The organism is Acinetobacter sp. VT 511 (assembly GCF_001077515.1).
GTDB lineage: Bacteria > Pseudomonadota > Gammaproteobacteria > Pseudomonadales > Moraxellaceae > Acinetobacter > Acinetobacter schindleri.
The window spans coordinates 15920-41457 of the sequence record NZ_LFRE01000026.1 but is presented as its reverse complement, the minus strand read 5'-3'; the positions used below and the strand labels follow the sequence as shown (position 1 = coordinate 41457).

Sequence of the window (25538 nt, the reverse complement as noted above, 5' to 3'; positions counted from 1 at the left end):
TACCAATGATCTAATCCTAAAAGTTCTGCTAGCTTAAAGCCATTACGTGTTTCTCAGCTGACAGTCGTCATAGCTAAATATGACTGCCAATCCTCTACAATAATCACTAAGAAGGATAGTGGCCATGTCAAATACAATGAAAGCAATGGTTTACTATGGCGCCAATGACATCCGTTTTGAAGAACGTCCCATCCCGAAAATCTTGCAGCCCGATGATGCCGTGATCAAACTGACTAAGGTCACGATCTGCGGGACCGACCTCGGCATCTGGAAAGGTAAAAATCCGGAAATTGAACAGGTGGCAAAAGAAAAAACCGGCGACTTTAATGGCCGGATTCTCGGTCATGAAGGCATTGGCATCATTGAAGAAGTCGGTTCAGCAGTCAAAAACTTTTAAAAAGGGTGATCGGGTCATTATTTCCTGCGTCAGCCGCTGCGGTACCTGTGAAAATTGCCAGAAACAGCTGTATGCACACTGTCGTAATGAAGGTGGCTGGATTATGGGTTATATGATTGATGGTACCCATGCCGAATATGTCCGCACACCTTTTGCTGACACCTCTCTTTACCATTTACCTGAAGACTTAAATGAAGACGTCGCCGTCTTCCTGTCCGATATCCTGCCAACCTCACATGAAATTGGTGTGCAATATGGTGATGTCAAATCGGGTGACAATATCGCGATCGTAGGTGCAGGACCAATCGGGATGAGTGCCTTGCTCACTGCTCAATTTTATTCTCCAGCCAATATTATTATGGTAGATATGGATGATAACCGGCTGGAATTTGCCAAAACAGTAGGTGCAACTCATACCGTTAACTCTGGTAAAGAAGATGCCATTCAAAAGATTTTAGAAATTACCGATGGACGCGGTGTCGACTGTGCCATTGAGGCGGTAGGGGTGGAACCGACCTGGAATATTTGCCAACATGTTGTGAAAGAGGGTGGACATATCGCCAACGTCGGCGTACATGGTAAAGCAGTGAATTTTGAACTGAACAAACTGTGGATTAAGAACCTGAACATTACTACCGGTCTGGTCAATGCCAATACCACTGGCATGCTGCTCAAGGCCTGCTGTTCCGGCAAAATATCACTAGAAAAACTGGCCACGCATCACTTTAAATTTAACGAGTTTGAAAAGGCCTATAATGTGTTTAAACACGCGGCTGATGGAAAAGCCCTAAAAGTGATGATTGACATGAACTAATGCAAATCAGACAAAAAAGTCCGCCATGCGGACTTTTTTATTTTTAGTCTGGATTCACCAGATCAGAAATAGGGGACATAACCACGTTGTTTATAACCCTGAGGTGAAACCAGCTGTTGATGATTTTCGTCAACACGATACAAGATCTCGAGCAAGCCATCCAGATCTTGCTGGTTCAGATAATGCGGCTGAAAAGTGCTATGACCTAGCTTGGAAAAGAACGAAGCAATCTCGCTATGCTTATGTACATATTTCATCGACCACTCAGCAAAGCTTGACGCTTCCACGGTTGTATCAGCGAAACGATACACCTGCTGATGCCGACGGTCTTTCGAAATACTTTGAAAAAGCTGCTCTACAATCTCAGGTTCACCTTGCAAACACTGGAAAAACTTTCCTTGTGCATAATACAGTGCTCCATAGATCTGATGCTCATAATTGAACTTTCGTGCAATTGCTAAAATATCACTCAGGTCTTGTAATAGATCTTGTTCTGTTTCGATGCGCGTACTGGCATAACAGAGTTGTAGCATGAATGATTCCTTTAAATTTCAAGTATTGATTTTATAGTCAATATATTGGGTTTAGGTTATTTTTTAATCAAATATCAGCTATTTCTTACACTGTTTTCAGTTTGCATTTTGTAGCTAAATTATTAAAAATTAAAGAGACATCATTGAAAAATAATTACTCGAATGATAATGCTTTTAATGAGGGTGAAACATGCTAAAAGATCTTTTCATCACGTTAAGCTTGTTATGTCTGTGTTTCGCGCTAGTCATCGTGTTGCATAGCTGGGGCTTGCAACGTGAGATTAACATGCTGATCAGCAGCATGCTATTAACTTGGGCACTATTGATTTGTGTGGATCATCGCGCCTTTTTTCAGACCAGCATCTCCCTGATCATCGTTATTTTGATCATGCTGCAACAGTATGAACAGATTGTCTGGATGGGATTAGGACTCTTCAGTGGCACTCTGCTTTATAGATTGCCACAAGCCCATAAACAGGGCTTATCGTCTTTTATCCATTTGAATCTTTTTATTCCAACGGGGTGGTTTAAAAGGCTAAAGTCGCTACGTCATGTAAATTCCGATCACGCTTAAACATGACATGCACATAAGAGCATTGTGGAATAATTTTCAGCTGTTTCTGACGTGCAAATTCGACCAGAATATCCAGCATTTTACGGGCCACACCTTTACCACGCAGTGCATGTGAGACCCAGGTATGGTCAGCGACAATGGTGTCCGGTTCACGCCATTGATAAGTAATTTCTGCTACGCGCTGACCATTGTCTTCCATGTAAAATACACCGCCGCGCTTTGAGTCCTGATGTTTGATGTCGCTCATTTTCTTACCTGTTGTACTAATCCAGGATCAACCTGTTATATCGTCATATCCTCATCCATTAAACATCTTATAGATGTTTAGTCCCATCTTTGAGTTAGATGAAGTCCTACTGAAGTACATCCCGTATGCTTTCATTTTTGTCAAACACCGACTTGGCAAAAGGGCAGAGTGGAATAATTTTCAGAGCATGCATTCTGGCAAAACCGACCGCAGCTTCGACCAGCTGCTGTCCAACACGCTGTCCGCGTAGGCTGTCATCCACCCAGGTATGATCAATAATGAACTTATCATCACCTGCCCGGGAATATGTCATCTCTGCCAGGCGCTGGTCTTTCTGCGCCACATACCATTCACCTTTAGTTCCTTGTTCCTGGTGTTCAATCTGCATAGGTTTACCTCAAGATTTTATCTCAGACTGCCATAGTCCTCAGCTTTACAATGTTGCAATTTTTTTAATTCCGCTGAGTAAAATTACAGTCTGCCTCATGTGAAATTTTCTGGCAAAAGCATAGAATGTGCCGATCCTGTATTGATCCTCCCTCATGTCTGCTTCTGCTCAACCCCTTTCTGTTACACGCCAATGGATCTGTGTGATTGCCTTGGCCTGTGCCGCTTTTATTTTTAATACGACCGAGTTTATTCCAGTAGCACTACTGAGCGATATAGGAAAGAGCTTTGCCATGACTCCAAGAGAAGTCGGGCTGATGCTGACCATTTATGCCTGGGTAGTCGCATTACTGTCTTTACCAATCATGCTGCTCACTAGAAATATTGAACGCCGTTTCCTGCTTACACTGCTATTTATGGTCTTTATTGCCAGTCATGTGCTGTCTTATTTTGCCTGGAGTTTCATTGTCCTGGTTATCAGTCGGATCGGAATTGCAGTTGCTCATGCACTGTTCTGGTCAATCACGGCGTCACTGGCAGTACGTGTAGCACCGAAAGGAAAAGAATTTCAGGCCTTAGGCCTACTATCTACCGGTACTGCGATGGCAATGGTACTCGGAATTCCTTTTGGCCGGATGATTGGCGAAGCGTATGGCTGGCGTAACAGTTTTGGATTAATTGCGGTGATTGCCACGTTAGTCTGCTTTATTCTGGTTAAAACTTTGCCACATTTACCGAGTATTAATTCAGGCTCCTTTAGCAGTTTAAAAGGCTTGATCAAACGGCCCAGCCTGATGCTACTTTTTGCACTGACTGTATTGGTGATCAGCGCCCAGTTCACAGCCTATAGTTATATCGAACCTTTTGCGTTGAATGTGGCACATTTCAGTTCTGCACAGACCACAACATTGCTGCTGATCTACGGCGGAGCAGGCTTCCTAGGTTCCTACTTGTTTGGTAAATTTGCACCACAGTTTCCACGACTGACGATTCCATTTTTCACTTTAGGGCTGGGTATATCGATGCTCTTGCTATTGCCAATGTCAGTGAGCCTTTTTGGCTTAAATAGCCTGAGTCTTATGTGGGGAGTCAGTATTATTGGTTTTAGTCTGGCTTTACAGGCAAAGACTTTAAACCTCGCCTCAGATGCCACCGATGTGGCCATGGCAATCTTTTCAGGTTTATACAATGTCGGGATTGGTGGGGGTGCATTACTCGGTGGGATCGTGACCGCGCAAATTGGCTTGGGCAGTATCGGCTGGATGGGAGGATTATTGGCATTTTTTGGATTTGCGCTTAGTGTGTTTCTGGTACGCCGTCCTGATTTTCTTAAAGCTTAGTGAATGATTTTTGTAAATAAAATTGTATCCCTAATTAAAATCTGTCATGCTTAATTTATATTGAGCTATCGCTCAGACAAAATTTAGTTTGAACAAGGGGAGTAGCCTCCTCCAAACGTTTAAGAATGAAATTTCAGTTTTTGAACGTGTCAGAATATCGTCATTACACTTTGCAAAAAGTCGGTATCTGAGCATCTTTAGGTTACACTTGATATAAAAAAGTGAAACACTAAGATGTAGGCAAGACCTTGATCATGTTGTTATAGATGTTTTTCATCTGGCAGCTGGTCAAGGTTTTTTTATGGCCAGTCGTCCGATGTGGAGAATTCACATGGAAACAATTGGTACGCTCTGGCTGTATCTTGTCTTTTTCGCAATTGTCGCCGTCATGCTGGTGATCGATTTTGTCGGCTTTAAACATCAGCATGGTCAGGAAGTCAAAGTCCGTACCGCTGCCTACTGGAGTATTGCCTGGGTCAGTGTCGCGACTTTATTTGGTGGTGGATTATGGCTGTATCTGGAGCAGACTGCAGGTGCGGCAATTGCCAATACCAAGGTTATGGAATACTTTGCCGGTTATCTGCTGGAAAAATCCCTGGCAATTGATAATGTCTTTGTCTGGCTGATGATCTTTGCCGCCTTTGCCATTCCACCAGCGCAACAACGTAAATTGCTGTTATATGGTGTACTGGGTGCGATTGTGCTCAGAACAATCTTTATTTTTATTGGTGCCTGGTTTGTACAGGAATTCTCCTGGATTCTGTATGTCTTCGGTGCGTTCCTGGTGTATACCGGCTTCAAATTCCTGCGTGGTCAGCATGAAGAAGACAGCAATATTGAAGATATGGCCATTCTGAAATGGCTACGTAAACATATGCGTATCACCCCGCAACTTCAGGGCGATAAATTCTTTGTCCGTCAAAATGGTTTGCTTTGGGCAACGCCGTTATTCTTGGTGCTGATTCTGGTCGAAGCCTCTGATGTCATCTTCGCAGTCGATTCTATTCCGGCTATTTTTGCTGTCACCACCGACCCCTTCATTGTGCTTACTGCGAACCTGATGGCAATTTTAGGCCTGCGTGCAATGTTCTTCCTGCTCTCAGGTGCAGCCTCAAAAATGCATTATCTGCCTTATGGCCTAGGTTTGATTCTGGTCTTTATCGGCTTTAAGATGCTGATGCTGGATGTATTCCATATGCCGATCTGGATTTCACTGAGCTTTATTGTGATTGTCTTGACGGTAACTGCGATCTTGTCGATTCGTCATAGCAAGAAATATAACGAAACTACGCTGTAAGATTAAGCATCAAAAAAGCCTGCATCAGCAGGCTTTTTTATTTGTCTACAAGCTTGGCTGCACACGCACGCTCTGTTGAAATTACGCGTGATTATTTGATCTCATAAAAAATACGTATGGTTAAATATGAATGTTCATATAAACATGCTAATTTTTTCAGCTACAATCAATCGAAAAAATCAAAAAGCGCAGGTTTTAAATGTCTTCTATCATTGCAACGACGGCAATACGCGGTCGCTTCCTGGATATCAAGAATACGGTTGCCCAAGCGCGTGAAATTCACGACCAAGTGCGATATGTAGAAGATGGCTTGCTCATCAGCCAGAATGGTGAGATTCAATGGTTTGGCAGCTGGGAAGAGGGGCAGCAGCATCTGCCTGAAGGAGTGCAGGTAGCTCATTATCCTGAGCAGCTGATCGTGCCAGGTTTTATTGATACCCATATCCATTTCCCGCAAACCGAAATGGTCGGTGCTTATGGTGAACAACTTCTAGAATGGTTAAATACCTATACTTTTCCGACTGAAATCCAGTTCCAGGATCCAGCTTATTCAGAAAAAATTGCCGAATTTTTTGTAGAAGAATTACTTAAAAACGGCACCACGACCGCATTGGTCTTTTGTACCGTCCATCCTGAATCAGTCAATGCTTTATTTAATGCAGCGACGACGCGTAATATGCGTCTGATTGCGGGTAAAGTGCTAATGGACCGTCATGCACCGGAAGCACTGACGGACACCGCAGAAACAGCGTATACCGATTCTAAAAAGTTGATTGAAAAGTGGCATGGCAAGGGCCGTAACCTGTATGCGATCACGCCACGCTTTGCTCCAACTTCAACAGCTGAACAGCTAGAAAAAGCAGGACAACTTAAAGCGGAATATCCGGATGTGTATGTGCATACTCATTTAAGTGAAAACAAGAATGAGATTGCCTGGGTCAAGGAATTGTTCCCGGAACATCAAAGTTATTTAGATGTTTACCATCACTATGGTCTGACCGGTTCTAAATCGGTATTTGCTCATTGTGTACATCTGGAAGAGCAGGAGTGGGATTGCATGCATCAGACCGACTCGGCTATTGCCTTCTGTCCGACCTCAAATCTGTTCCTGGGCAGTGGCTTATTCCCTTTGAAAAAGGCCTGGGACAAAGGTGTTAAAGTGGGACTGGGCACCGATATCGGGGCAGGGACCTCATTTAATCAGCTGCAAACCCTGAATGAAGCCTATAAGGTGCAGCAATTGCAAGGCGATAAACTGTCTGCCTTTGAATCGCTATATCATGCGACACTGGGTGGAGCCAAAGCCTTGAGTCTGGAGGATCAACTCGGTAACTTTAATATCGGTAAAGAAGCCGACTTTGTTGTATTAGATCTGAATGCGACGGCGTTACAACAGCTGCGTCAAAGCAAAGCCAAAAATATTGAAGATGCATTTTTTGCACTGATTATGCTGGGTGATGACCGTAATATTGCAGTGACTTATGTTTCTGGAGAAGCGGTTTATGCCAAAACAACAGCTCAGGAAAAAGCCTGAAAAATCACGCCGTCGCATATGGTTCATGCTATCAGCAATAGCCATTGGCTGCGCTTTTTTACTCCAGCGCGATTCACAATTGCCGAAAAAATGATTACATTAACACAGGGCAAAACAGGTGCATCTGCCTGCTGAATGTATTAAAATTGCTGATATATCAGGTGTTGCAGGTCAACACCTTTTTTATTTTGCTATTTTTACTTTTTAGGTATCTACCCATGACCGTTCAAATGAGCGTAATGATTTCCGCTGAAGAAATTCAAGCTAAAGTCAAAGAGCTTGGTGCTCAAATCGATGCACACTATGCCAATAGTGACAAAGAACTTGTGCTCATCGGTTTGTTACGCGGTTCAGTGATTTTTATGGCCGATTTATGTCGTGTAATTTCAAAACCACATGAATTGGATTTCATGACGGTATCCAGTTATGGCGGTGGCACGGTATCGTCACGTGATGTAAAAATCCTGAAAGATCTAGATGGCGAAATCCGTGGTAAAGATGTACTGGTGGTAGAAGACATCATCGATTCCGGCAACACCCTGAGCAAAGTTCTGGAAATTCTGCACACCCGTAACCCAAACTCGATTCAGCTCTGTACCTTGGTCAGCAAACCTTCACGCCGTGAAATTAATCTGGATGTGCAGTTCCTTGGCTTTGAAGTTGAAGACAAGTTTATTGTCGGTTACGGTCTGGACTATGACCAGAAGTATCGCCATTTGCCTTTTATTGGTGAAATTGGTCTTTAAGAGATCCAACTTTCAAAAGTGGCGACAGCCACTTTTTTTATGTCTGCTTCACATGAACAAAAAGCTAACATTCCGTTTCAGGACTTCGCTAGATTGAAGACTTGACTTATCCGATGATGATTTCTGAACATGACTTAAAAACAAAGACATGATAAGAAAGGAGCATACATATGTGGTCACTTATAGTTGCAATTGTTATTGGTTTTATCGCAGGTTTAATTGCGCGTGCAATCCATCCTGGAGATGACAAGGCAGGCTTTATTATGACAACCCTACTGGGGATTGCCGGTTCATTACTTGCGACCTATGGCGGTCGGATGCTAGGTCTTTATGAGGAAGGTTCAGCAGCAGGCTTTATTGCTTCGGTGATTGGTGCCATTATCATTCTGTTTATCTACAACATGGTCACCAAACGCAGAACTGTCTAAATATTTAATTGAATAATTTCTGTTTTGCATTGAAAAAAGCACCCTGTCGGGTGCTTTTTTATTGCTGGGTTTTTAAAGATTCAATTCAAAGCTTCTGCTCTCGATATACTTCAGATGACCAAGCGAAAGTTAAGATTAAAGACCAAGTTCTATCAGAATCTTTTCAATCTGTTCAGCTGGATAGGCACCCATGACTTTAAAACCATTCGAGAAAATAATTGCTGGGGTACCCTGAATATTTAGGGATTTAGCCAAGGCCAAGTTGCGTTCTACCGGATTGGCGCAGCGTTTGCCAGATTTAGGCTGAATACCTTTACTAATCAGATCATCCCAGGCTTGAGCCGGATTTTTTTCACAATAAATCTGTCGTGAAGGAGCTATAGATTGCGCTTTCAGTGGCAGAACAAAAGTGTAAATAGTTACGTCATTGAGCTTTTTAAGTTCTAGTTCAAGCTGTTTGCAATAGGGGCAATTGGGGTCAGAAAAAATCGCCAGCTGACGCTTGCCAGTGCCTCTTACTGTTTTCAATGCATCCTGTAAAGGCAGCTTTTTCCAGTCGATACTGTTCTGTTTCAGCACCAGATCCCGGGTAAGATTTTGCTTATCGGCAAGGCGAATCATAGACCCACCGATGAGATGCTTGGCATCCTCGTTCAGGTAAACCACTTGTCCATCCATAGAACCACTATAGATCCCTTTCATTTCAGTAGTCTGAAGATTTTCAATCTTCAGGTCTGGGCTATGTTTGGCCAGGTTAGCTTTGACTGTATTGATATCGGCAAAGCTAAGGCTCGTAGCCAATACCGTCATGGCCAGCAGTAGGATAGGTTTCAGCATGAATCTCCTGCTCATGTCAGAGTAAAGTAGTGCTGATTCTATGCGTTTTATGCAGAAAAATCAGATGATTTATGTACTGTCATGTTTTAGTATTTTTAATGTTTCACGTGGAACATAAACTACTTATGAAATAGAAGTAACCGGATTAATCTCTACAGAAATATGCACGATTTCTTCATGAATAGAAATAGCGTCGCGTACCTGATCAGGACTTAGATCTAGCGCAGTCTCCAGCGCCACAAAACAGGCAAACTTGCCTTTCCCAACGCGGGAAACATGCAGGTCAGACAGTTTTACTAAAGGACCAAATTCCGCAATAACTTCCCGGATTTCATCTACCACCGGTGCATCCATATCGGCATCCAGCAGGGTTTTGGCAGTCTGTTTCAATAAACCAATAGACCAGCGTGCGACCAGGACCGAGCCAACAATTCCGAGCACAGCATCCAGAATATCCCAGCCAAAATACTTACCGGCAAGCAGGGCTATGATGGCAAAAACTGAAGTCAGGGCATCTGCTACTACATGCATAAATGCTGCCTGATGATTCAGGTCATGCTGATGGTCAGAATGGCTAGGATGATGCTCATGATCGTAGTGATGCCCATGAGCATGTTCATGTCCACCATTACGCAGCAACCAGGCACAGACCAGATTAATAAATAAACCTAAAATCGCAATAGGAATAGCTTCACTATAGTGAATCTCTACCGGAGCAAACAGGCGTTCAATCGAATGGAAAGCCATAAAGCCCGCAATCACCAATAGCATGATGGCACTACTATAACCTGCCAGAATTTCAATGCGCCAGGTCCCCATATTAAAACGAGGATCATCGGCATAATGACGTGCTGCTTTGTAGGCGGCAAAGGCAAGTCCCAAGGCCAGGACATGGGAACTCATATGCCAGCCATCTGCCAGCAAGGCCATGGATTGAAAGACCCAGCCACCCATAATCTCAAATACCATCATCACGGCAGTCAGGATTGTGGCGAGCAGTATTTTCTTCTGTGCCAGTGGATTGCCTTGATCAAACTGATGGTTGTGCTGTGGAGCGGTATTGTTTTGCATTCGAGTGGTCTTGTTTATATACTCCCCCTTAGTATATTTATTTTTGGAGACTTGGGGTGAGTCATTTGCATGAAGATAAAAAAATATTAAATCGTGTACGGCGTTTAAAAGGTCAGATTCATGCGGTGGAAGCCTCACTGACACAGCAAGAACCCAGCTGTATTGATGTGCTACAACAGGTCGCTGCCATTAAGGGGGCGGTGAATGGTCTGATGAATGAACTGATTGAGGAGCACCTTAGAGAGCATGTAATCAAAGATCCAGAAGCTGTCAATGAACAGGATCTTCAGGAATTTTTAAAATTGCTCAAGCGTTATGGCTGATTTTTTTCTGCTGAATATTTTCGTTTTGTTTACAGCAAGATAATTGACCGCTTTTTCATCTAACCGATACACTGCTTTCCATTCAAATTTTTATTCAACATCATTTTTCTGGAAGCGTGATGTTGAACTTCTATGGCAGCAGCATGACAATAAATACCACATGGCGACCATTCGCCATGGTCAGCCTTACATTGATTATGGGGACTATCGGCACGGCACTGGCCAGTCCGCTTTACCCTATTTATCAACAGGTTTGGCATCTATCTCCAAGCCAGATTACTTATATTTTTGTCGCCTACATGTTTGGCTGTCTAGGCACTCTGTTGTTTCTGGGACGAACCAGTAACAGTATTGGTTTTTTAAGAACCTTACAAATCGGCTTGGTATTTATCAATATAGGCTTAATCATTTCCGTCTTTGCAGACAATGCAGTGATTTTATCAGTGGGGCGTTTCATTATCGGCATTGCCTCAGGTCTCATGACCACTTCTGCCATGATTGGCATGATACAAACCATTCCAGAGAGTCATAAGCAGTTTGCGCCGCAACTGGTATCAATCCTGACTGCGGTTGGCTTTGGTTTGGGTCCTTTGGTCGGCGGAATCATTGCGCAGTTTTCTCAGATGCCACTGATCACTCCATATCTGCCTATTATTTGGGGGGCAGTACTGTGTTTTATTGGCTTGTTCTGGTTAAAAGTGCCAGCATTTGAACGTCAGCCCTTTAGTATTGCACCGAAATTACTGCGTCCTGAGCCTCAATATCATGCTTTGTTTATGATCGTGGGTTTGACCGCATTTTGTGCCTTTGCTGCCTTTAGTTTATTTGCCTCACTGTCGCCCTCTTTTCTGCAGGATATTCTGCCTTGGCATGGGCCTCTAGTCAGTGGTACCGCCATCACCTGCATTTTGCTGATTTCTGCCATGGTGCAGTTCTTTGCTAAAGCGGTTGCTGCAAAGAAATGTCTGAATATTGGTTTGATCATTATGTTTGCGAGTCTGATAAGTCTTGCACTGTGTATGCTCCTCAAAACGAGCATCTTATTTTTTGTCAGTGATATTCTGTTTGGAATTGGACATGGTTTTGCCTTGATGGGCGCATTTGGTGTGATTCATGCGATCACAACCTTACAGAATCGGGCCGCAGTCATGTCGACCTATCTGTTTGTGGGTTATTTAGGCACAATTGTGCCAATTATTGCAGTGGGTTATCTGGCCGATCATTTTGGCTTGGGTTTTGCTGTTATCAGCTTCTGTGCGGTGATTAGTATTTTATGTGTAGTTCTCTGGGTATCACATCAGAAACTGTGTGTAAAAGGCTGATATAAAAAACCCTCTATGGAGGGCTTTTTATATATCTTGAAGATTATTTTCCAATACAGAACGACCCAAAGATCTTGCCCAACAGGTCATCCGCACTAAAGTCACCGGTGATCTCACCTAGAGCATTCTGTGCCAGACGCAAGGATTCTGCCACTAACTCACCTGCGTTATATACTACCAGTTGTTCACGAGCTTCAGCCAGATACACCTGGGTACGCTTGATTGCGTCTAAATGACGAGTACGGGCAATAAAGGTATCTTCTTCAGGCTGGAAGCCTGCATGCGCTGTAATCGCCTCTATGAGCGCTTGTACACCGGTTTCCTGCTTGGCTGAGACAGTGATATGACGGAAACCCTGAAAATCATCGATGATAGCTTCGGCACCGGTCAAATCTGCTTTATTACCAATCAGCATCAGGCGTTTCGGTTCAATATGTTCAGCAAAATATTCCTGTGCCAGTTGTAATGGATCATCACCCTGACTCAGGTCATAGACTAGCAACAGCAGATCTGCCTGTTCAATTTCCTTGATTGCACGACGAATCCCTTCTTTTTCCACGATATCACCCGTTTCACGCAGACCGGCAGTATCAGTCAGGGTAATTGGCAAACCATTTAAGGTAATTTTCTCATGCAAAACGTCACGTGTCGTACCCGCAATATCGGTCACAATGGCGCGTTCAATCCCGGCCAAAGCATTCAATAAGGACGATTTACCGGCATTGGGTTTACCGGCAATGACCACCTGCAAACCTTCACGTAACAACTGACCTTGACGTGCGGATTGCTGGACTTGAGTGACTGCATTGGATACGCCATCCAGCAGATTTAAAATCTTGCCATCTGCCAGAAAGTCGATTTCTTCTTCCGGGAAATCAATTGCCGCTTCTACATGCAGACGCAAATGAATCAGCTGCTCAAGTACGGCATTCACCTTGGTCGAAAATGCGCCTTGCAGAGAACGTACTGCCGAACGTGCAGCCGCTTGCGATGTCGCATCAATCAGGTCAGCAATGGCTTCAGCCTGGACCAGATCCAGCTTGCCATTTTCAAAGGCACGCATGGAGAATTCACCTGCTTTGGCTGCTGTTGCCCCAAGTTCCAACAAACGTGCCAGCAGAGCATTCTGGATGACCGGACCGCCATGGCCTTGCAGTTCAACCACATCTTCGCCCGTGAAAGAATTTGGATTCGGGAAGCAGATCGCTAAACCTTCATCCATGACTTCACCTGCCGCATCATAAAACTGGCGAAAACCGGCAAATCGGGCTTTTGGCAGGTCTTTGCGAGTCAGGGCCTGAGCAATCTCATAAGATTTTGGACCAGACAGACGAATCACCCCAACGCCGCCACGTCCCGGTGGTGTCGCAATCGCAGCAATCGTAGTGGTTGGGTTGAGCATAAAATTCACCTGCAGAAGAACAAAAAGTACAGCCAAAAAAAATCCGCCTAAGATTACCATCTTAAGCGGATTTATTCAGCCCGTCAGTTCAACTTAGTTGACTGGCTTTGCCTCATCACGTTGTGCACGATCTTTGGCAACAGACTTGTTGATCAAGCTTTGCTGCAGGATGGTAATCAGGTTGTTGACAATCCAGTACAGCACCAGACCAGCCGGGAAGAACAGTAAGAATACTGTAAAAATCACTGGCATGATCTTGAACACTTTCGCCTGCATTGGATCAGTCGGTTGTGGGTTCAACGACTGCTGGATATACATGGTTGCACCCATCAGCAATGGCAGGATGAACCAAGGATCCATTGAAGATAAATCCTGAATCCACAGCATCCATGGTGCATGACGCAGTTCCACAGATTCCATCAGTACCCAGTACAATGCCAGGAAGATTGGCATTTGCAGCAAGAGCGGTAAACAGCCGGCAAGTGGATTTACCTGCTCGCGTTTGTACAGTGCCATCATCTCTTGAGAGAAGCGCATACGGTCTTCACCGAACTCTTCTTTCATACGCTGCATTTCTGGCGCAATCACACGCATTTTCGCCATAGAGCGGTAACTCTTCGACGACAATGGCCACAGGATCAGTTTTACCAGAATAGTCAACAGAATGATCGCCCAGCCCCAGTTACCTACCAGGCCATGGAAAAATTCCAGACCAACAAATAGTAGTTTGGCAATCGGCCATAACCAGCCATAATCTACAGTCTGGTTCAGACCTGTTGCCAGATCTTTGAGCTCTGACTGGATTTTTGGACCAGAATAGAAGGTCGCATCAATTTCAGCCACAGTACCGGCAGGTACATTGAAGGTCGGAGAGGTAAAGCCAATGATATTCATGTTATCAGTTGACTTACGTGATTCCAGCTTCGCCGTATAGGCCTCGCCATTGCCCTGTGTCAGTTTCAGGTTACCTGGTACCCATGCACTGACAAAGTAGTGCTGCACCATCGCAACCCAGCCGCCTTTGGCTTCAGTGCTGAGTTTTTCTTCAACAAAGTTGTCAAATTTCAACTTGTTGTAATGCTCATCCGGGGTACCCCAAGCGCCACCCAAGAAAGTACCTAAAGTAAAGATACCTTGATCAGATTTGCCTGGATCCTCAGAATTGTCACGCTTGATCTGGCCAAACATTTGACCTTGCCAAGCCTGTCCACTGCGGTTGATAACCTTGTGGTTCACGACAACTGGATATTCACCTTCAGTAAAATTGAAGGTTTTGATGATTTCTACACCATCTGCCGTCTTGAATACCATTGGCACAGACAGAACTTTTACATTCTCGCCATCTTTATTTTTGACTGCCTTAGCATCTGCCAGGGTATAAGCAGTTTTTTCCAGCTCATAGCTTGGACGGCCATTACGGCTGCTGTCCGGTCCATTTAGACCAATTAAACCTGACTGCGCGACATAAGTACGTTTCGCATCGCTTTCCAGCATGACGAAAGGTTCATCGCTGTCTTTGTTTTTGTCATGATTGAGTAATTCAACACGAACAATATCACCACCTTTAGGATTAATCCAAAGATGATAAAGGTCAGTTTGTACTGAAATAAGCTGCTGACTTACAGGTGCTGTAGCATCCGTGGCTTGCTGCGCTGGAACATTTGCTTGTGGCACATCAGAAGCGGCGGTAGCCGTCTGAGCATTTGGCAAATCTGCTGACACTTCTTGCGACACAACTGCAGTTTCCTGCTGAGGTTGAGCTTCCGCATTTCCATAATCTTTTTGCCACGCCAAAATGAGCAAATATGCGACAACAAACATAGCCCCGAGAATTGCAATCCTGGCCCATTGTTGCATATGTATTACCCCAAGTGGTGAGAGTGATTTTGGTTCAATAAACGATCACGAAAGGGTACAGCAACGTGAAGCGTTTGAGAATCTATTTGCTGAAATGAAATAAAACGAATCGCTTTCGGAGGAACAGGATCGTATCCTGAGCCACCCCACGGATGACAACGGCAAATACGTTTAGTAGCCAGCCACACACCACGCACAGCTCCATGTGTATGGACTGCTTCCAAGGAATATTGAGAACATGTTGGAAGATAACGACAGCGTGGTCCAAGTAAAGGACTAATCGCAATCTGATAGAAACGGATCAACCAATGCAGTAAACGTACCATTGGCCATCTCTACTTTTGTGGGGAGGGAGCTATTTTTATATGCTTTTTGGCAAGACGGTTGAGTTTCTGCCAAGCAAATTGTAGTTGCTGGTGCAATTCTGCATTCGGGACTGTATCAATACCAGCTTTTGGCATCACCACAATATCCAGATCGCTGAGCTGCTGTTGATGCAGGCGAAAACTTTCGCGAGCAAGACGTTTTACTCGATTTCGTTCATGCGCACGGCGCACTTTTTTCTTGGCAACAACTAAACCCAAACGGCTATTTGGCAGTTCGGACGGTTTTGCAAGAAATAAGAAATGGGGTTGATGCACTTTTAAAAGCGCACCATCAAAGACACCTTTATAATCGGCAGCACAGCGTAATCGTAACTCTGTGCCAAAACCATAAAGTGTTGTCATATCACCCAAAGTCGGCGAAGCCTAACTGATTAAACAGTTAAGCTGTGACGACCTTTTGCACGACGGCGAGCTAGAACTTGACGACCAGCTTTAGTAGCCATACGAGCACGGAAACCATGAACGCGTTTACGCTTTAATTCAGATGGTTGGAATGTACGTTTCATGTCGAAACTCCAAAAATGATCTTTCTATGAAGGTCCGCGATTTTAGTGCTCATTGCTTGAGCTGTCAATGCAAAAGCATATTTCTTTTCAAATTAGTCTAGGAATTGGCTTGTCTGATACTTTTCAAATTGTGTAGTCAAAGAGTGAATAAAATAGTTAACCACAATATAAATAATTGTTTTAATATTATATTTTAGTTATTAACATCTATATCAACAGATTTATCCACAATACTATACACAATTCAAATTTAGATTCTCGTTTTGAATTTAAATTTAAACCATGTGTTGGTTATCCACAGAAAGTCTGGATCTTATAAATAAATTCAAATTTATAAATTTAAATTTATTACTATTAGGGAACTGTTTTTCTGTGGAAAATGCATTTTTGATTTTAATAAACATAATCTTATATTGTGGATAAAACTGTTTCTATAATTTTTATACTTTGTGGATAACTTTATGTTATATTTTATCCACAGCTTGCGGATAAACTTATCCACACCAGGTTTTAAATTTAAATTTATGCATGAAAAGCGCTTTTTTGAACGATTTATGCTGAATATTTCATGACAGATGTGGATAACTTGGTTAGAATGGCGACCCGCTTTCAGGTGCGGCAATGGCTTTTGAATAAACAATGGAATGAATAGGGGATTCACATGCTTTGGACAGACTGCTTAAATCGCTTGCGACAAGAGCTCTCTGGAAATGTCTTTACAATGTGGATACGCCCACTGGTTGCAGAGGAACTGGACGATACTCTTCGTCTTTATGCACCGAACCCTTACTGGACGCGCTACATTCAAGAACATCATCTGGAGCTGATCTCGATTCTGGCGGAACAGTTATCTGAAGGCCGGATCCGTAAAGTCGAAATTCTGGTGGATTCCCGTCCTGGTGCGATTTTATCTGCCAGTGAACAGCCAGCGACCACCACGGCTGCTTTAGAAACACAGCCAGTGAGTACGCCTGCGCCTCGCCCACGTAAAGAAAAAGAAGAATCAGTTAAAAATAGCCGCAAGCGTCAGCTAAATCCCTTATTCACTTTTTCTCTATTTGTGGAAGGCCGCTCGAATCAGATGGCCGCAGAAACCTGCCGTAAGGTTTTGACCCAGCTCGGTGCATCTCAACATAACCCGTTATTTTTGTATGGCCCGACCGGTCTGGGTAAAACCCACTTAATGCAGGCAGTAGGGAATGCATTATTGCAAGCCAAGCCGAATGCCCGCGTGATGTATATGACCGCAGAAAGCTTTGTGCAGGACTTTGTCAGCTCGCTGCAGCAGGGCAAGGTTGAAGAATTCAAGAAAAACTGTCGTTCTCTGGATTTATTACTGGTCGATGATATTCATTTATTGGCGGGTAAAGAGGCCAGTCTGGTTGAGTTCTTCTATACTTTTAACGCACTGTTGGACGAATCGAAACAGATCATTCTGACCTCGGATCGTTATCCGAAAGAACTGACGGAGCTGGATCCTCGTCTGGTTTCACGTTTCTCCTGGGGCTTGTCGGTAGGGGTTGAGCCGCCCGATATTGAAACCCGTATTGAAATTTTACTTAAAAAAGCTGAAAGCAATGAAGTTGACCTGCCACGTAACTGCGCACTGTTTATTGCACAACAAGTGGTTGCGAATGTGCGTGAGCTTGAAGGTGCACTAAACAAAGTGGTGGCGATTTCCCGCTTTAAAGGCACACCGATTGATCTGGATGTAGTGCGTGAATCCTTAAAAGATGTTTTGGCGATTCGCGCCCGCACCATCAGTACTGAAAATATTCAGCGTGTGGTCAGTGAATATTTCCGTATTCCACTGAAAGAACTGGTCGGTCCGAAACGTACCCGTATTTATGCACGTCCGCGTCAGCTTGCAATGGGTCTGGCACGTGAATTGACCGGAGACAGTTTCCCGGAAATTGGCATGGCATTTGGTGGTCGTGACCACAGTACCGTGATGCACGCCTGTGAAAAAGTATTGAGTCTGCGTGAGGAAGATCCGATCTTCAACGAGGACTATAAAAACCTGCAGCGCCTGCTGCAAAGCTAAGCCAAAACGCTCAAATTCTGCGCTTGCTATGCGGCTTTTTTTGCCGCATAGTACAGTGCTAAATAATTAACTTTTCCATATTAATCTTCAGTTTTCAGAGGAATGTACCGTGCGTTTAAAAATCGCGAAAGAGAGCTTACTGAATGTTCTATCACATGTCGTAGGAGCGGTTGAACGTCGCCATACCCTAAACATTCTGTCTAACCTGAAAATTCAAGTGACAGCTCAAGTATTAACGGTGACTGGTTCAGATCTTGAGGTAGAACTGGTAGCAAGTATGCCTCTGAATGAAGGTGCATGTTTGCAAGCCGGTGAAACCACGGTTCCTGCACGTAAGCTGATTGATATCTGTAAATCTTTGCCATCAGCTGCGTTGGTAGATCTGCAAATTACTGAAGATCAGCGCTGTATTTTAAAGTCTGGAAACAGCCGTTTTGTGCTCGGTACCTTGCCTGCTGAAGACTATCCATTGCTGTCGACTGAAAACAGTCAGGGCACCCAGGTAACTGTGACCCAGCGTGAACTAAAACGCCTGTTTGAAAAAACTGCGTTTGCGATGGCGGTACAGGATGTACGTTTCTACCTGACCGGTACATTACTGGAAATTGATGCTAACCAATTGCGTGCAGTGACTACGGATGGTCACCGTCTGGCGCTGTGTGAAACAGCTGCGCAATCGACTGCAGCTCAGCCAATTCAGGCGATTGTGCCACGTAAGGCAGTAGGTGAATTACAGCGTTTACTTAGTGTTGAAGATGATCAGTTATCATTGCTGATTGGTCGTGAATTGCTAAATATAACTATCACTGTTGCAAACCGTGATAAGGAGCAGGGGGATACTACAGTACGTTTCACCACCAAATTGATTGATGGTAAATTCCCTGACTATCGCCGTGTGATTCCACGTGGTGGTGACAAGCACGTGATCATCGCACATGACGTATTCAAGCAATCTCTGCAACGTGTTGCGATTTTGAGTAATGAGAAACTTCGTGGTGTATTCCTGAACTTTAATGCGGATTCACTGCAACTGCGTGCCAATAACCCGGAGCAGGATGAAGCGATTGAAGATCTGGCCATTCAGTATGCGGATGCACCAATGGAAATGTCTTTCAATGCGCAATATTTGCTAGAAGTCTTGGGTGTGCTGGACGGTGATGATGTCTCCATGAGCATGACCGAAGCAAACCAGTCGGTGTTGGTTCAGGATCCTGCACATACTGATCAAACTTATGTGGTCATGCCGATGCGCGTTTAAGCGGCAGCATCCAGGCACAAGCTAATCATGCATATTACGCGTTTGCATATAGAGCGTGTACGAAACTTAAAAACGGTTGCACTCCAGGGATTGCAGCCGTTTAACGTTTTTTATGGCCAGAATGGTTCAGGCAAGACCTCTATTCTGGAAGCCATTCACCTGTTGGCCACAGGGCGTTCTTTTCGTACCCATATTCCTAAAAATTACATTCAGCACAGCGCTTCGGATGCGATCGTGTTTGCCCAGTCTGATACCGAAAAAATCGGTATGCAGAAAATGGCCAGTGGTGAGCAGTTGATCAAGGTAAATGGTGATCTGGTGGCGACTCAGGGGCAGCTGGCCAAGCTGCTACCTTTGCAGCTGATTGATCCACAAAGCACCGATATTATCGATCATGGTGCCAAGCCACGCCGACAGTTATTGGACTGGTTAATGTTCCACGTGGAACCAAAATTCTATCATGCCTGGCAATATTATTCGCGTGCCTTGAAACAGCGCAACAGCTTGCTAAAGTCCAGGCGCTACCTCAGTCTTTCAGAGCTAGAGCCGTGGAACCAAATGCTCAGTCAATATGGTGAGATTCTGCATTCACAACGGATCGGTATTGTCGAGCAATGGAAAGTTTTCTTTGAGGAAGACCTGAAACATTTGCTGCCAGATCTCACGATTAGCCTGGATTATAGTCCCGGTTTTCATGCTGAAACTGGCCTGCTCAATGACCTGACCAATCATCATGAGCGGGACGTTGAAAGACGCTATACAGAATACGGCCCACATCGCGCAGATTTGCGTCTGAAGACCCCTCTAGGAGATGCAGATGTGATCCTGTCTCGTGGACAGAAAAAGCTGCTGCTGATGGCGTTAAAACTGTCTCAAATTGCAATGCTACATTCTTGTAATAAGGAAACTGTGGTATTATTAGATGATCTGACAGCAGAATTAGATTTAACCGCCCAACAACGTTTAATTGAGCGATTGAGCCAACTTGGTAGTCAAGTTTTTATTACCACTTTAGACCACGAATCAGTACAAAAGCATTTACATGATTTGTCTATCTCATATCAGTTATTCAATGTTGAAAACGGTATCGTTCAGGTTGTTGTGCAATAGTATTTTAAAGTTTTACCCATCTTTGGATAGACCTATTTTTCACTAGGGAGAAACCATGAGTTCAGAAGATCAAGCTGCTTCTCAACCAGAACAAACCATTGAAAAGGCTTATGATTCCTCTAGCATCAAGGTATTACGTGGTTTAGACGCTGTGCGTAAGCGTCCGGGCATGTACATTGGTGATACAGACGACGGTACAGGCTTACACCACATGGTTTTCGAGGTGGTCGACAACTCGATTGACGAGGCACTGGCAGGTCACTGTGATGAAATTTTAGTGACTATTCATGAAGATGAATCGGTGTCAGTATCAGATAACGGCCGTGGTATTCCAACTGATATTCATCCTGAAGAAGGTGTGTCTGCAGCAGAAGTAATTCTGACTATTCTACATGCCGGCGGTAAGTTTGATGACAACAGCTATAAGGTCTCTGGTGGTCTGCACGGGGTAGGTGTTTCGGTTGTAAATGCCCTGTCAGAAAAACTGGAACTGACCATTCATCGTGCTGGTCATATTCATCAGCAGGAATACCGCCATGGCGATTCACAGTACCCGTTAAAAGTCATTGGTGATACAGACCGAACCGGTACCCGTGTACGTTTCTGGCCAAGTGCTGAAACCTTTAGTCAGACCATTTTCAATGTCGATATTCTGGCGCGCCGTTTACGTGAATTGTCATTCCTAAATGCCGGTGTGCGTATCGTACTGCGTGATGAACGCATTAATGCCGAGCACATCTTTGATTATGAAGGTGGTCTGTCCGAATTTGTAAAATATATCAATGAGGGCAAAACTCACCTGAATGATATCTTCCATTTTACTACGATGGCGGAGAACGGGATCGGGGTAGAAGTGGCATTGCAATGGAATGATTCTTATCAGGAAAATGTACGCTGCTTTACCAACAACATCCCGCAAAAGGATGGTGGTACGCATTTAGCCGGTTTCCGTGCTGCACTGACCCGTGGTTTAAATAACTATATGGACAGTGAAAATATTCTGAAAAAAGAAAAAGTTGCAGTATCTGGTGATGATGCACGTGAAGGCTTGACTGCGATTGTATCGGTGAAAGTACCGGATCCGAAATTCTCATCACAGACCAAAGAAAAGCTGGTGTCGAGCGAAGTAAAAACTGCGGTCGAACAGGCCATGAATAAGTCATTCTCAGAGTACTTGTTAGAGAATCCGCAAGCAGCGAAATCAATCGCGGGTAAAATCATAGATGCCGCACGTGCCCGGGATGCAGCGCGTAAAGCACGTGAAATGACACGTCGTAAGAGTGCGTTAGACATTGCCGGTCTTCCAGGTAAACTGGCAGACTGTCAGGAAAAAGATCCAGCATTGTCTGAACTGTACCTGGTCGAGGGTGACTCGGCGGGTGGTTCTGCGAAACAGGGTCGTAACCGTAAGATGCAGGCAATCTTGCCACTGAAAGGTAAAATCCTGAACGTGGAACGTGCACGTTTCGACCGTATGATTTCATCGGCTGAAGTGGGGACACTGATTACTGCACTGGGCTGTGGTATTGGTCGTGAGGAATATAATCCGGACAAGTTGCGTTATCACAAAATCATCATCATGACCGATGCTGACGTGGATGGTTCGCACATCCGTACCTTGCTGTTGACCTTCTTCTTCCGTCAAATGCCGGAACTGGTTGAACGTGGTCATATTTATATTGCACAGCCACCGCTGTACAAGCTGAAAAAAGGTAAGCAGGAACAGTACATTAAGGATAATGATGCGCTGGAAACTTACCTGATTTCGAATGCGATTGATGAACTTGAACTGCACATCAGTGCGGATGCACCTGCTATTCGTGGTGATGCACTGGCAAATGTGATTGCAGATTACCAGACCTCGCAAAAAAGCTTGAATCGTTTGACGCTACGTTATCCTGCAACATTGCTGGATGGTCTGTTGGCGCTTGAAGCATTTAAACTGGATCAGGCAAATGATCTGGATTATGTGGAAAACTGGGCAATGCAGTTGCGTCAACACATCGAAGACAAGCAACCAAGCTTGCGTCCTGAGCTGGGTATTGAAACTTTCGAGAAGGAAGATGCAGAAGGCAACAAGTCTGTGACTTATCTGCCACGTATCACGATTTATATCCATAACTTGCCACATGTTTATCTGCTTGATTCAGGTCTGTTGGGTTCAAGTGAATATGCACGTTTATTGAAGAACTCGAAGAGCTGGTTCACGTTACTCGAAGAGGGTGCTTACCTACAAAAAGGTGAGCGCAAGATTCTGGTGAATAGCTTCCATGAAGTATGGCAGCACATCCTGCAAGACTCACGTCGCGGCATGATGATCCAGCGTTATAAAGGTCTGGGTGAGATGAATGCGGATCAGCTGTGGGAAACCACCATGGATCCAGAAAACCGTAACATGCTACAGGTAACGGTACAGGATGCGATTGAAGCAGATCGTATGTTCTCTTGCTTGATGGGTGACGACGTAGAACCACGCCGTGCCTTCATTGAAGAGAATGCTCTAAACGCAGATATCGATGCATAACTGATACACAATACACTTAAAAAAGCACCTTTCGGGGTGCTTTTTTTGTGATCAATTTATGCTAATGTCATTTTAACTGGTTAGTATATTCAGCAGCTGATCAGTGATTCTGGCACCCTATCTGGTGATTTTTTTATTCGCAGTATTTGTCTGATCTGGGCCAGCCTATAGCAATAAAGAGGTTTATCCATGGATAGCCAGCTTGAAGAAGTTCGTAAAATTTGGGCCAATGCATTCTATACCGGTCATTATGAGGTTCTGCGTCAGTATGAGCATGAAGACTTTAAGGTGGTGTTTGAGCAGAAAAACCGTGTAGAAACCAGTTATGTCCGTTATGACAGAATTGCGCATGCGGTCAAGAATGGGGTCTGGAAACCGCATAAGCCTGAAGTAGAATATGAAGATTACGAATATAATGCGAATCAGACGGAATGTTGTGTGGTGACTGGTTTAGCTAAAGATAAACATCGTATTCAGGAATTATGGCGCTATGAAAACGAATGGAAAATCATTGAACTTCGATTTCTAAAATCCTAGATTTTCAACCGCTTAACAAAGTTATAAAAATAAAGTAATTAATAAATCAAAATATGTGTGAATAGTCCCATTCCTAAATAAGTTCAAAGCTTGAGCAATAGTGTGGATAACTCCAAAGTTATCCATATTTATTTATGTGAATAAGATAGTATTTATCCACAATAGATTTACTTTAAATCAGCTCTTATTTTAAATTCAAATTTATTCTCTGGTGACTTGTGGGTAAATATTTTTAAATTTAAAATAACGTTTTAAATTTAAATTAGCAGCTTATGCAGGATTTCTGCGTTTAAGCCAAAACTGTCCAAAATAGATTAGTTTGCCTGCTCTTTTTATAGAAAATTAAAATAGATATTATATAAAATAACCGCTTATATGGTTAATGTAGTTTTATTTAATAGTTGGCGTGGAACATATTTTTACTTGGAAAATCTAGGTGTAGTTAAACTACATAATTATTTTAATAATCAAGTTAAATTTAATTTTATTTTTAAAATCATTGGGTTAAATATGGTTGTTACTGGTTTATTCTTTGGGTTGCTTTTCTAGATCAGTATTTATGTTCGGACTTGTCTGAGCTATTTTCTACAAGTTAAAAAGAGAAGTAAAAATTAAATAACTTCTGTTAAACAGAGTTTTTGATGAAGAAAATTGAAAAATAAAAACAGGTGATTTGATCTGTCTTGATTAAAGAATAAAAAGCGCCTAGAAGGCGCTTTTTATTTTTTTAGTACATTTACGGTGTCAGAATGACTTTACGACAGTCTTCTTCCTTCTTATCAAAAATACGGTAACCTTCCGCAGCATCTTCCAGTTTCATGCGATGGGTAATAATCACATCTGGAGACAGATCTCCATTTTCAATATGTTCGAGCAACTGCGGCAAGTATTTATGCACATGGGTTTGTCCCATTTTAAAAGTCAAACCTTTGTCAAAGGCATCACCAAACAGGAAGCCATGAATTGGACCGGCATAAACCCCCGGTACACTCACCACACCGCCGCGTCGGACTGCTGCAATACATTGTCTGAGCGCTGAACCACTCGAACCTTCTAATTTCAGGTTGGTCATTACGGTTTCCAGAACACTACCTTTGGCTTCGAAACCAACGGCATCAATAACCGCGTCAACACCACGATAACCTGCTGTATTTTGAATAATAAATTCAGCTGCATCGACTTCATCAAAGTTGACCGGAATGACCCCATAGGTTTGATGAGCAAATCGCAAGCGATAAGGGTGATGGTCTACCATGAAGATCTGTTCGGCACCGAGCATTCGTGCACAAGCTGCAGATAACAGACCGACTGGACCTGCACCATAAATCGCCACTGTAGAACCATGGGTGACTTGAGCATTGGTTACCGCCTGCCAAGCTGTTGGCAAAATATCGGTCAGGAATAATACCTTTTCATCAGGTAGGGACCCGGGAACCTTAAACGGTCCGACATTGCCTTTGGGAATTCGCACATATTCAGCCTGACCACCCGGAACACCACCATACAGATGGCTAAAGCCAAACAAGGCCGCTCCTGGTGGAATCTGTTTTTTATTCAGGATCGCACCACGACCCGTATTGGTATTTTCACAGGCAGCCATGAGTTCATGTTCACAGAAAAAACAGTGACCGCATGCAATGACAAAGGGAATGATCACCCGGTCACCTTTTTTGACTTCTGTCACTGCAGGGCCGACTTCTTCTACAACTCCCATAAATTCATGGCCGAAAATATCACCGTCTTCAGTGGCCGGGATTTTACCCCGGTATAGATGTAGATCTGAGCCACAGATAGCGGTGGCTGTCACCCTTAAAATAACGTCATCTGGTTCCTGAATCACTGGATCTGGAACAGATTCAACTCGTACATCCCGAGCACCATGATAGGTAAGAGCACGCATGCGGATTTCCTCTCTAGTTCAACATAAATAGTCTCAAATAAGGCTGCTGATTATTAAAAAGCCTTTTTATTAGAGCCTTATAACCTGACCTAAAGCTGTAAATTAATGTATGAAATAAGGAAGCCGAGTGTTTAAAAAATAAACTTATATAGTACTTGCGTAAT

General features: G+C 43.7%; 25 protein-coding genes and 1 pseudogene. 15 read left to right on the top strand and 11 right to left on the bottom strand.

Features of this window, described 5'->3' with window-relative positions; genetic code table 11:
• Window positions 1-124: 124 nt before the first annotated feature.
• Both ACS72_RS18575 and ACS72_RS00845 read left to right on the top strand, forming a co-directional pair.
• A pseudogene (locus ACS72_RS18575) lies at window positions 125-500 on the top strand (alcohol dehydrogenase catalytic domain-containing protein); the annotation flags it as partial.
• On the top strand, window positions 501-1211 hold the full coding sequence (locus tag ACS72_RS00845; protein ID WP_368677443.1) for a zinc-binding dehydrogenase: 711 nt from the start codon (window positions 501-503) through the stop codon (window positions 1209-1211).
• 62 nt (window positions 1212-1273) lie between these two features.
• Here ACS72_RS00845 and ACS72_RS00840 read toward each other — a convergent pair whose 3' ends face one another.
• Window positions 1274-1744 (bottom strand): BLUF domain-containing protein, encoded by a 471-nt coding sequence (locus ACS72_RS00840; protein WP_048880951.1) that lies wholly within the window; start codon window positions 1742-1744, stop codon window positions 1274-1276.
• Window positions 1745-1934: 190 nt separating this feature from the next.
• Here ACS72_RS00840 and ACS72_RS17195 point away from each other — a divergent pair, with 190 nt between their 5' ends.
• The gene (locus tag ACS72_RS17195; protein ID WP_005220468.1) at window positions 1935-2318 is read left to right on the top strand and encodes a hypothetical protein; all 384 of its coding nucleotides are present in this window, start codon (window positions 1935-1937) and stop codon (window positions 2316-2318) included.
• Here ACS72_RS17195 and ACS72_RS00835 read toward each other — a convergent pair.
• Both ACS72_RS00835 and ACS72_RS00830 read right to left on the bottom strand, forming a co-directional pair.
• On the bottom strand, window positions 2272-2565 hold the full coding sequence (locus ACS72_RS00835; protein ID WP_008306938.1) for a GNAT family N-acetyltransferase: 294 nt from the start codon (window positions 2563-2565) through the stop codon (window positions 2272-2274). The genes ACS72_RS17195 and ACS72_RS00835 overlap by 47 nt on opposite strands.
• Before the next feature lie 106 nt (window positions 2566-2671).
• The gene (locus ACS72_RS00830; RefSeq protein ID WP_004813975.1) at window positions 2672-2953 is read right to left on the bottom strand and encodes a GNAT family N-acetyltransferase; all 282 of its coding nucleotides are present in this window, start codon (window positions 2951-2953) and stop codon (window positions 2672-2674) included.
• Window positions 2954-3107: 154 nt separating this feature from the next.
• Between ACS72_RS00830 and ACS72_RS00825 the strand changes: the two genes are divergently transcribed.
• The 5 genes from ACS72_RS00825 (at window position 3108) to ACS72_RS00805 (ending at window position 8297) form a co-directional block, all read left to right on the top strand.
• A complete protein-coding gene (locus ACS72_RS00825; RefSeq protein ID WP_048880950.1) occupies window positions 3108-4292 on the top strand; it encodes a sugar transporter in 1185 nt (394 codons plus the stop codon).
• A gap of 331 nt (window positions 4293-4623) precedes the next feature.
• Window positions 4624-5589, top strand: coding sequence for a TerC family protein (locus ACS72_RS00820; protein WP_048880949.1), 966 nt, complete (start codon window positions 4624-4626; stop codon window positions 5587-5589).
• 199 nt (window positions 5590-5788) lie between these two features.
• The gene (guaD, locus tag ACS72_RS00815; protein ID WP_048880948.1) at window positions 5789-7123 is read left to right on the top strand and encodes a guanine deaminase; all 1335 of its coding nucleotides are present in this window, start codon (window positions 5789-5791) and stop codon (window positions 7121-7123) included.
• Window positions 7124-7341: 218 nt separating this feature from the next.
• Window positions 7342-7869, top strand: coding sequence for a hypoxanthine phosphoribosyltransferase (gene hpt, locus ACS72_RS00810; RefSeq protein ID WP_048880947.1), 528 nt, complete (start codon window positions 7342-7344; stop codon window positions 7867-7869).
• A 170-nt stretch (window positions 7870-8039) separates the two neighbouring features.
• Window positions 8040-8297, top strand: a complete 258-nt coding sequence (locus ACS72_RS00805) for a GlsB/YeaQ/YmgE family stress response membrane protein (RefSeq protein ID WP_004813984.1) — start codon at window positions 8040-8042, stop codon at window positions 8295-8297.
• A gap of 135 nt (window positions 8298-8432) precedes the next feature.
• On the opposite strand, the gene ACS72_RS00800 is transcribed toward ACS72_RS00805, so the two are convergent.
• Together ACS72_RS00800 and dmeF are read right to left on the bottom strand one after the other, a co-directional pair.
• Window positions 8433-9134: a DsbC family protein gene (locus ACS72_RS00800; RefSeq protein WP_048880946.1), complete on the bottom strand. Its 702-nt coding sequence runs from the start codon at window positions 9132-9134 to the stop codon at window positions 8433-8435.
• A gap of 123 nt (window positions 9135-9257) precedes the next feature.
• Window positions 9258-10205 carry a CDF family Co(II)/Ni(II) efflux transporter DmeF gene (dmeF, locus tag ACS72_RS00795; RefSeq protein WP_048880945.1) on the bottom strand — a complete coding sequence of 316 codons (948 nt, stop codon included), beginning with the start codon at window positions 10203-10205 and terminating at the stop codon, window positions 9258-9260.
• Between the two features lie 56 nt (window positions 10206-10261).
• Between dmeF and ACS72_RS00790 the strand changes: the two genes are divergently transcribed.
• Both ACS72_RS00790 and ACS72_RS00785 read left to right on the top strand, forming a co-directional pair.
• The gene (locus ACS72_RS00790; RefSeq protein WP_004813991.1) at window positions 10262-10528 is read left to right on the top strand and encodes a metal/formaldehyde-sensitive transcriptional repressor; all 267 of its coding nucleotides are present in this window, start codon (window positions 10262-10264) and stop codon (window positions 10526-10528) included.
• 176 nt (window positions 10529-10704) lie between these two features.
• On the top strand, window positions 10705-11850 hold the full coding sequence (locus tag ACS72_RS00785) for an MFS transporter (protein ID WP_048880944.1): 1146 nt from the start codon (window positions 10705-10707) through the stop codon (window positions 11848-11850).
• A gap of 43 nt (window positions 11851-11893) precedes the next feature.
• Here the strand turns inward: ACS72_RS00785 and mnmE are convergent, their stop codons facing one another.
• The 5 genes from mnmE to rpmH all read right to left on the bottom strand — a co-directional run bounded on the left by mnmE (window position 11894) and on the right by rpmH (window position 16001).
• Window positions 11894-13252 (bottom strand): tRNA uridine-5-carboxymethylaminomethyl(34) synthesis GTPase MnmE, encoded by a 1359-nt coding sequence (mnmE, locus tag ACS72_RS00780; RefSeq protein WP_048880956.1) that lies wholly within the window; start codon window positions 13250-13252, stop codon window positions 11894-11896.
• 93 nt (window positions 13253-13345) lie between these two features.
• Complete coding sequence (gene yidC / locus ACS72_RS00775) at window positions 13346-15109, bottom strand: membrane protein insertase YidC (protein ID WP_048880943.1); 1764 nt, start codon at window positions 15107-15109, stop codon at window positions 13346-13348.
• Window positions 15110-15114: 5 nt separating this feature from the next.
• Window positions 15115-15435: a membrane protein insertion efficiency factor YidD gene (yidD, locus tag ACS72_RS00770; protein WP_004814012.1), complete on the bottom strand. Its 321-nt coding sequence runs from the start codon at window positions 15433-15435 to the stop codon at window positions 15115-15117.
• Between the two features lie 9 nt (window positions 15436-15444).
• Complete coding sequence (rnpA, locus tag ACS72_RS00765; RefSeq protein WP_004814013.1) at window positions 15445-15837, bottom strand: ribonuclease P protein component; 393 nt, start codon at window positions 15835-15837, stop codon at window positions 15445-15447.
• A 29-nt stretch (window positions 15838-15866) separates the two neighbouring features.
• On the bottom strand, window positions 15867-16001 hold the full coding sequence (gene rpmH / locus ACS72_RS00760) for a 50S ribosomal protein L34 (RefSeq protein ID WP_000831329.1): 135 nt from the start codon (window positions 15999-16001) through the stop codon (window positions 15867-15869).
• A 661-nt stretch (window positions 16002-16662) separates the two neighbouring features.
• Between rpmH and dnaA the strand changes: the two genes are divergently transcribed.
• The 5 genes from dnaA to ACS72_RS00735 all read left to right on the top strand — a co-directional run bounded on the left by dnaA (window position 16663) and on the right by ACS72_RS00735 (window position 23474).
• Entirely contained in the window at window positions 16663-18045 is a 1383-nt protein-coding gene (gene dnaA, locus ACS72_RS00755) for a chromosomal replication initiator protein DnaA (protein WP_004897458.1), read from the top strand.
• Window positions 18046-18154: 109 nt separating this feature from the next.
• On the top strand, window positions 18155-19303 hold the full coding sequence (gene dnaN, locus ACS72_RS00750) for a DNA polymerase III subunit beta (RefSeq protein ID WP_048880942.1): 1149 nt from the start codon (window positions 18155-18157) through the stop codon (window positions 19301-19303).
• A gap of 27 nt (window positions 19304-19330) precedes the next feature.
• On the top strand, window positions 19331-20413 hold the full coding sequence (gene recF, locus ACS72_RS00745; RefSeq protein WP_048880941.1) for a DNA replication/repair protein RecF: 1083 nt from the start codon (window positions 19331-19333) through the stop codon (window positions 20411-20413).
• Window positions 20414-20468: 55 nt separating this feature from the next.
• Window positions 20469-22937, top strand: a complete 2469-nt coding sequence (gene gyrB, locus ACS72_RS00740) for a DNA topoisomerase (ATP-hydrolyzing) subunit B (protein ID WP_048880940.1) — start codon at window positions 20469-20471, stop codon at window positions 22935-22937.
• Window positions 22938-23126: 189 nt separating this feature from the next.
• Window positions 23127-23474, top strand: a complete 348-nt coding sequence (locus tag ACS72_RS00735) for a hypothetical protein (RefSeq protein ID WP_048880939.1) — start codon at window positions 23127-23129, stop codon at window positions 23472-23474.
• Between the two features lie 736 nt (window positions 23475-24210).
• Here ACS72_RS00735 and ACS72_RS00730 read toward each other — a convergent pair.
• The gene (locus ACS72_RS00730) at window positions 24211-25374 is read right to left on the bottom strand and encodes a zinc-dependent alcohol dehydrogenase (RefSeq protein ID WP_048880938.1); all 1164 of its coding nucleotides are present in this window, start codon (window positions 25372-25374) and stop codon (window positions 24211-24213) included.
• Window positions 25375-25538 lie beyond the last annotated feature (164 nt).

Bases quoted from the DNA above. Each gene is read 5' to 3' on its own strand.
- ACS72_RS00845 (WP_368677443.1), top strand. From the start codon at position 501: ATGGGTTATATGATTGATGGTACCCATGCCGAATATGTCCGCACACCT.
- ACS72_RS00840 (WP_048880951.1), bottom strand. From the start codon at position 1,744: ATGCTACAACTCTGTTATGCCAGTACGCGCATCGAAACAGAACAAGAT.
- ACS72_RS17195 (WP_005220468.1), top strand. From the start codon at position 1,935: ATGCTAAAAGATCTTTTCATCACGTTAAGCTTGTTATGTCTGTGTTTC.
- ACS72_RS00835 (WP_008306938.1), bottom strand. From the start codon at position 2,565: ATGAGCGACATCAAACATCAGGACTCAAAGCGCGGCGGTGTATTTTAC.
- ACS72_RS00830 (WP_004813975.1), bottom strand. From the start codon at position 2,953: ATGCAGATTGAACACCAGGAACAAGGAACTAAAGGTGAATGGTATGTG.
- ACS72_RS00825 (WP_048880950.1), top strand. From the start codon at position 3,108: ATGTCTGCTTCTGCTCAACCCCTTTCTGTTACACGCCAATGGATCTGT.
- ACS72_RS00820 (WP_048880949.1), top strand. From the start codon at position 4,624: ATGGAAACAATTGGTACGCTCTGGCTGTATCTTGTCTTTTTCGCAATT.
- guaD (WP_048880948.1), top strand. From the start codon at position 5,789: ATGTCTTCTATCATTGCAACGACGGCAATACGCGGTCGCTTCCTGGAT.
- hpt (WP_048880947.1), top strand. From the start codon at position 7,342: ATGACCGTTCAAATGAGCGTAATGATTTCCGCTGAAGAAATTCAAGCT.
- ACS72_RS00805 (WP_004813984.1), top strand. From the start codon at position 8,040: ATGTGGTCACTTATAGTTGCAATTGTTATTGGTTTTATCGCAGGTTTA.
- ACS72_RS00800 (WP_048880946.1), bottom strand. From the start codon at position 9,134: ATGCTGAAACCTATCCTACTGCTGGCCATGACGGTATTGGCTACGAGC.
- dmeF (WP_048880945.1), bottom strand. From the start codon at position 10,205: ATGCAAAACAATACCGCTCCACAGCACAACCATCAGTTTGATCAAGGC.
- ACS72_RS00785 (WP_048880944.1), top strand. From the start codon at position 10,705: ATGGTCAGCCTTACATTGATTATGGGGACTATCGGCACGGCACTGGCC.
- mnmE (WP_048880956.1), bottom strand. From the start codon at position 13,252: ATGCTCAACCCAACCACTACGATTGCTGCGATTGCGACACCACCGGGA.
- yidC (WP_048880943.1), bottom strand. From the start codon at position 15,109: ATGCAACAATGGGCCAGGATTGCAATTCTCGGGGCTATGTTTGTTGTC.
- yidD (WP_004814012.1), bottom strand. From the start codon at position 15,435: ATGGTACGTTTACTGCATTGGTTGATCCGTTTCTATCAGATTGCGATT.
- rnpA (WP_004814013.1), bottom strand. From the start codon at position 15,837: ATGACAACACTTTATGGTTTTGGCACAGAGTTACGATTACGCTGTGCT.
- rpmH (WP_000831329.1), bottom strand. From the start codon at position 16,001: ATGAAACGTACATTCCAACCATCTGAATTAAAGCGTAAACGCGTTCAT.
- dnaA (WP_004897458.1), top strand. From the start codon at position 16,663: ATGCTTTGGACAGACTGCTTAAATCGCTTGCGACAAGAGCTCTCTGGA.
- recF (WP_048880941.1), top strand. From the start codon at position 19,331: ATGCATATTACGCGTTTGCATATAGAGCGTGTACGAAACTTAAAAACG.
- gyrB (WP_048880940.1), top strand. From the start codon at position 20,469: ATGAGTTCAGAAGATCAAGCTGCTTCTCAACCAGAACAAACCATTGAA.
- ACS72_RS00735 (WP_048880939.1), top strand. From the start codon at position 23,127: ATGGATAGCCAGCTTGAAGAAGTTCGTAAAATTTGGGCCAATGCATTC.
- ACS72_RS00730 (WP_048880938.1), bottom strand. From the start codon at position 25,374: ATGCGTGCTCTTACCTATCATGGTGCTCGGGATGTACGAGTTGAATCT.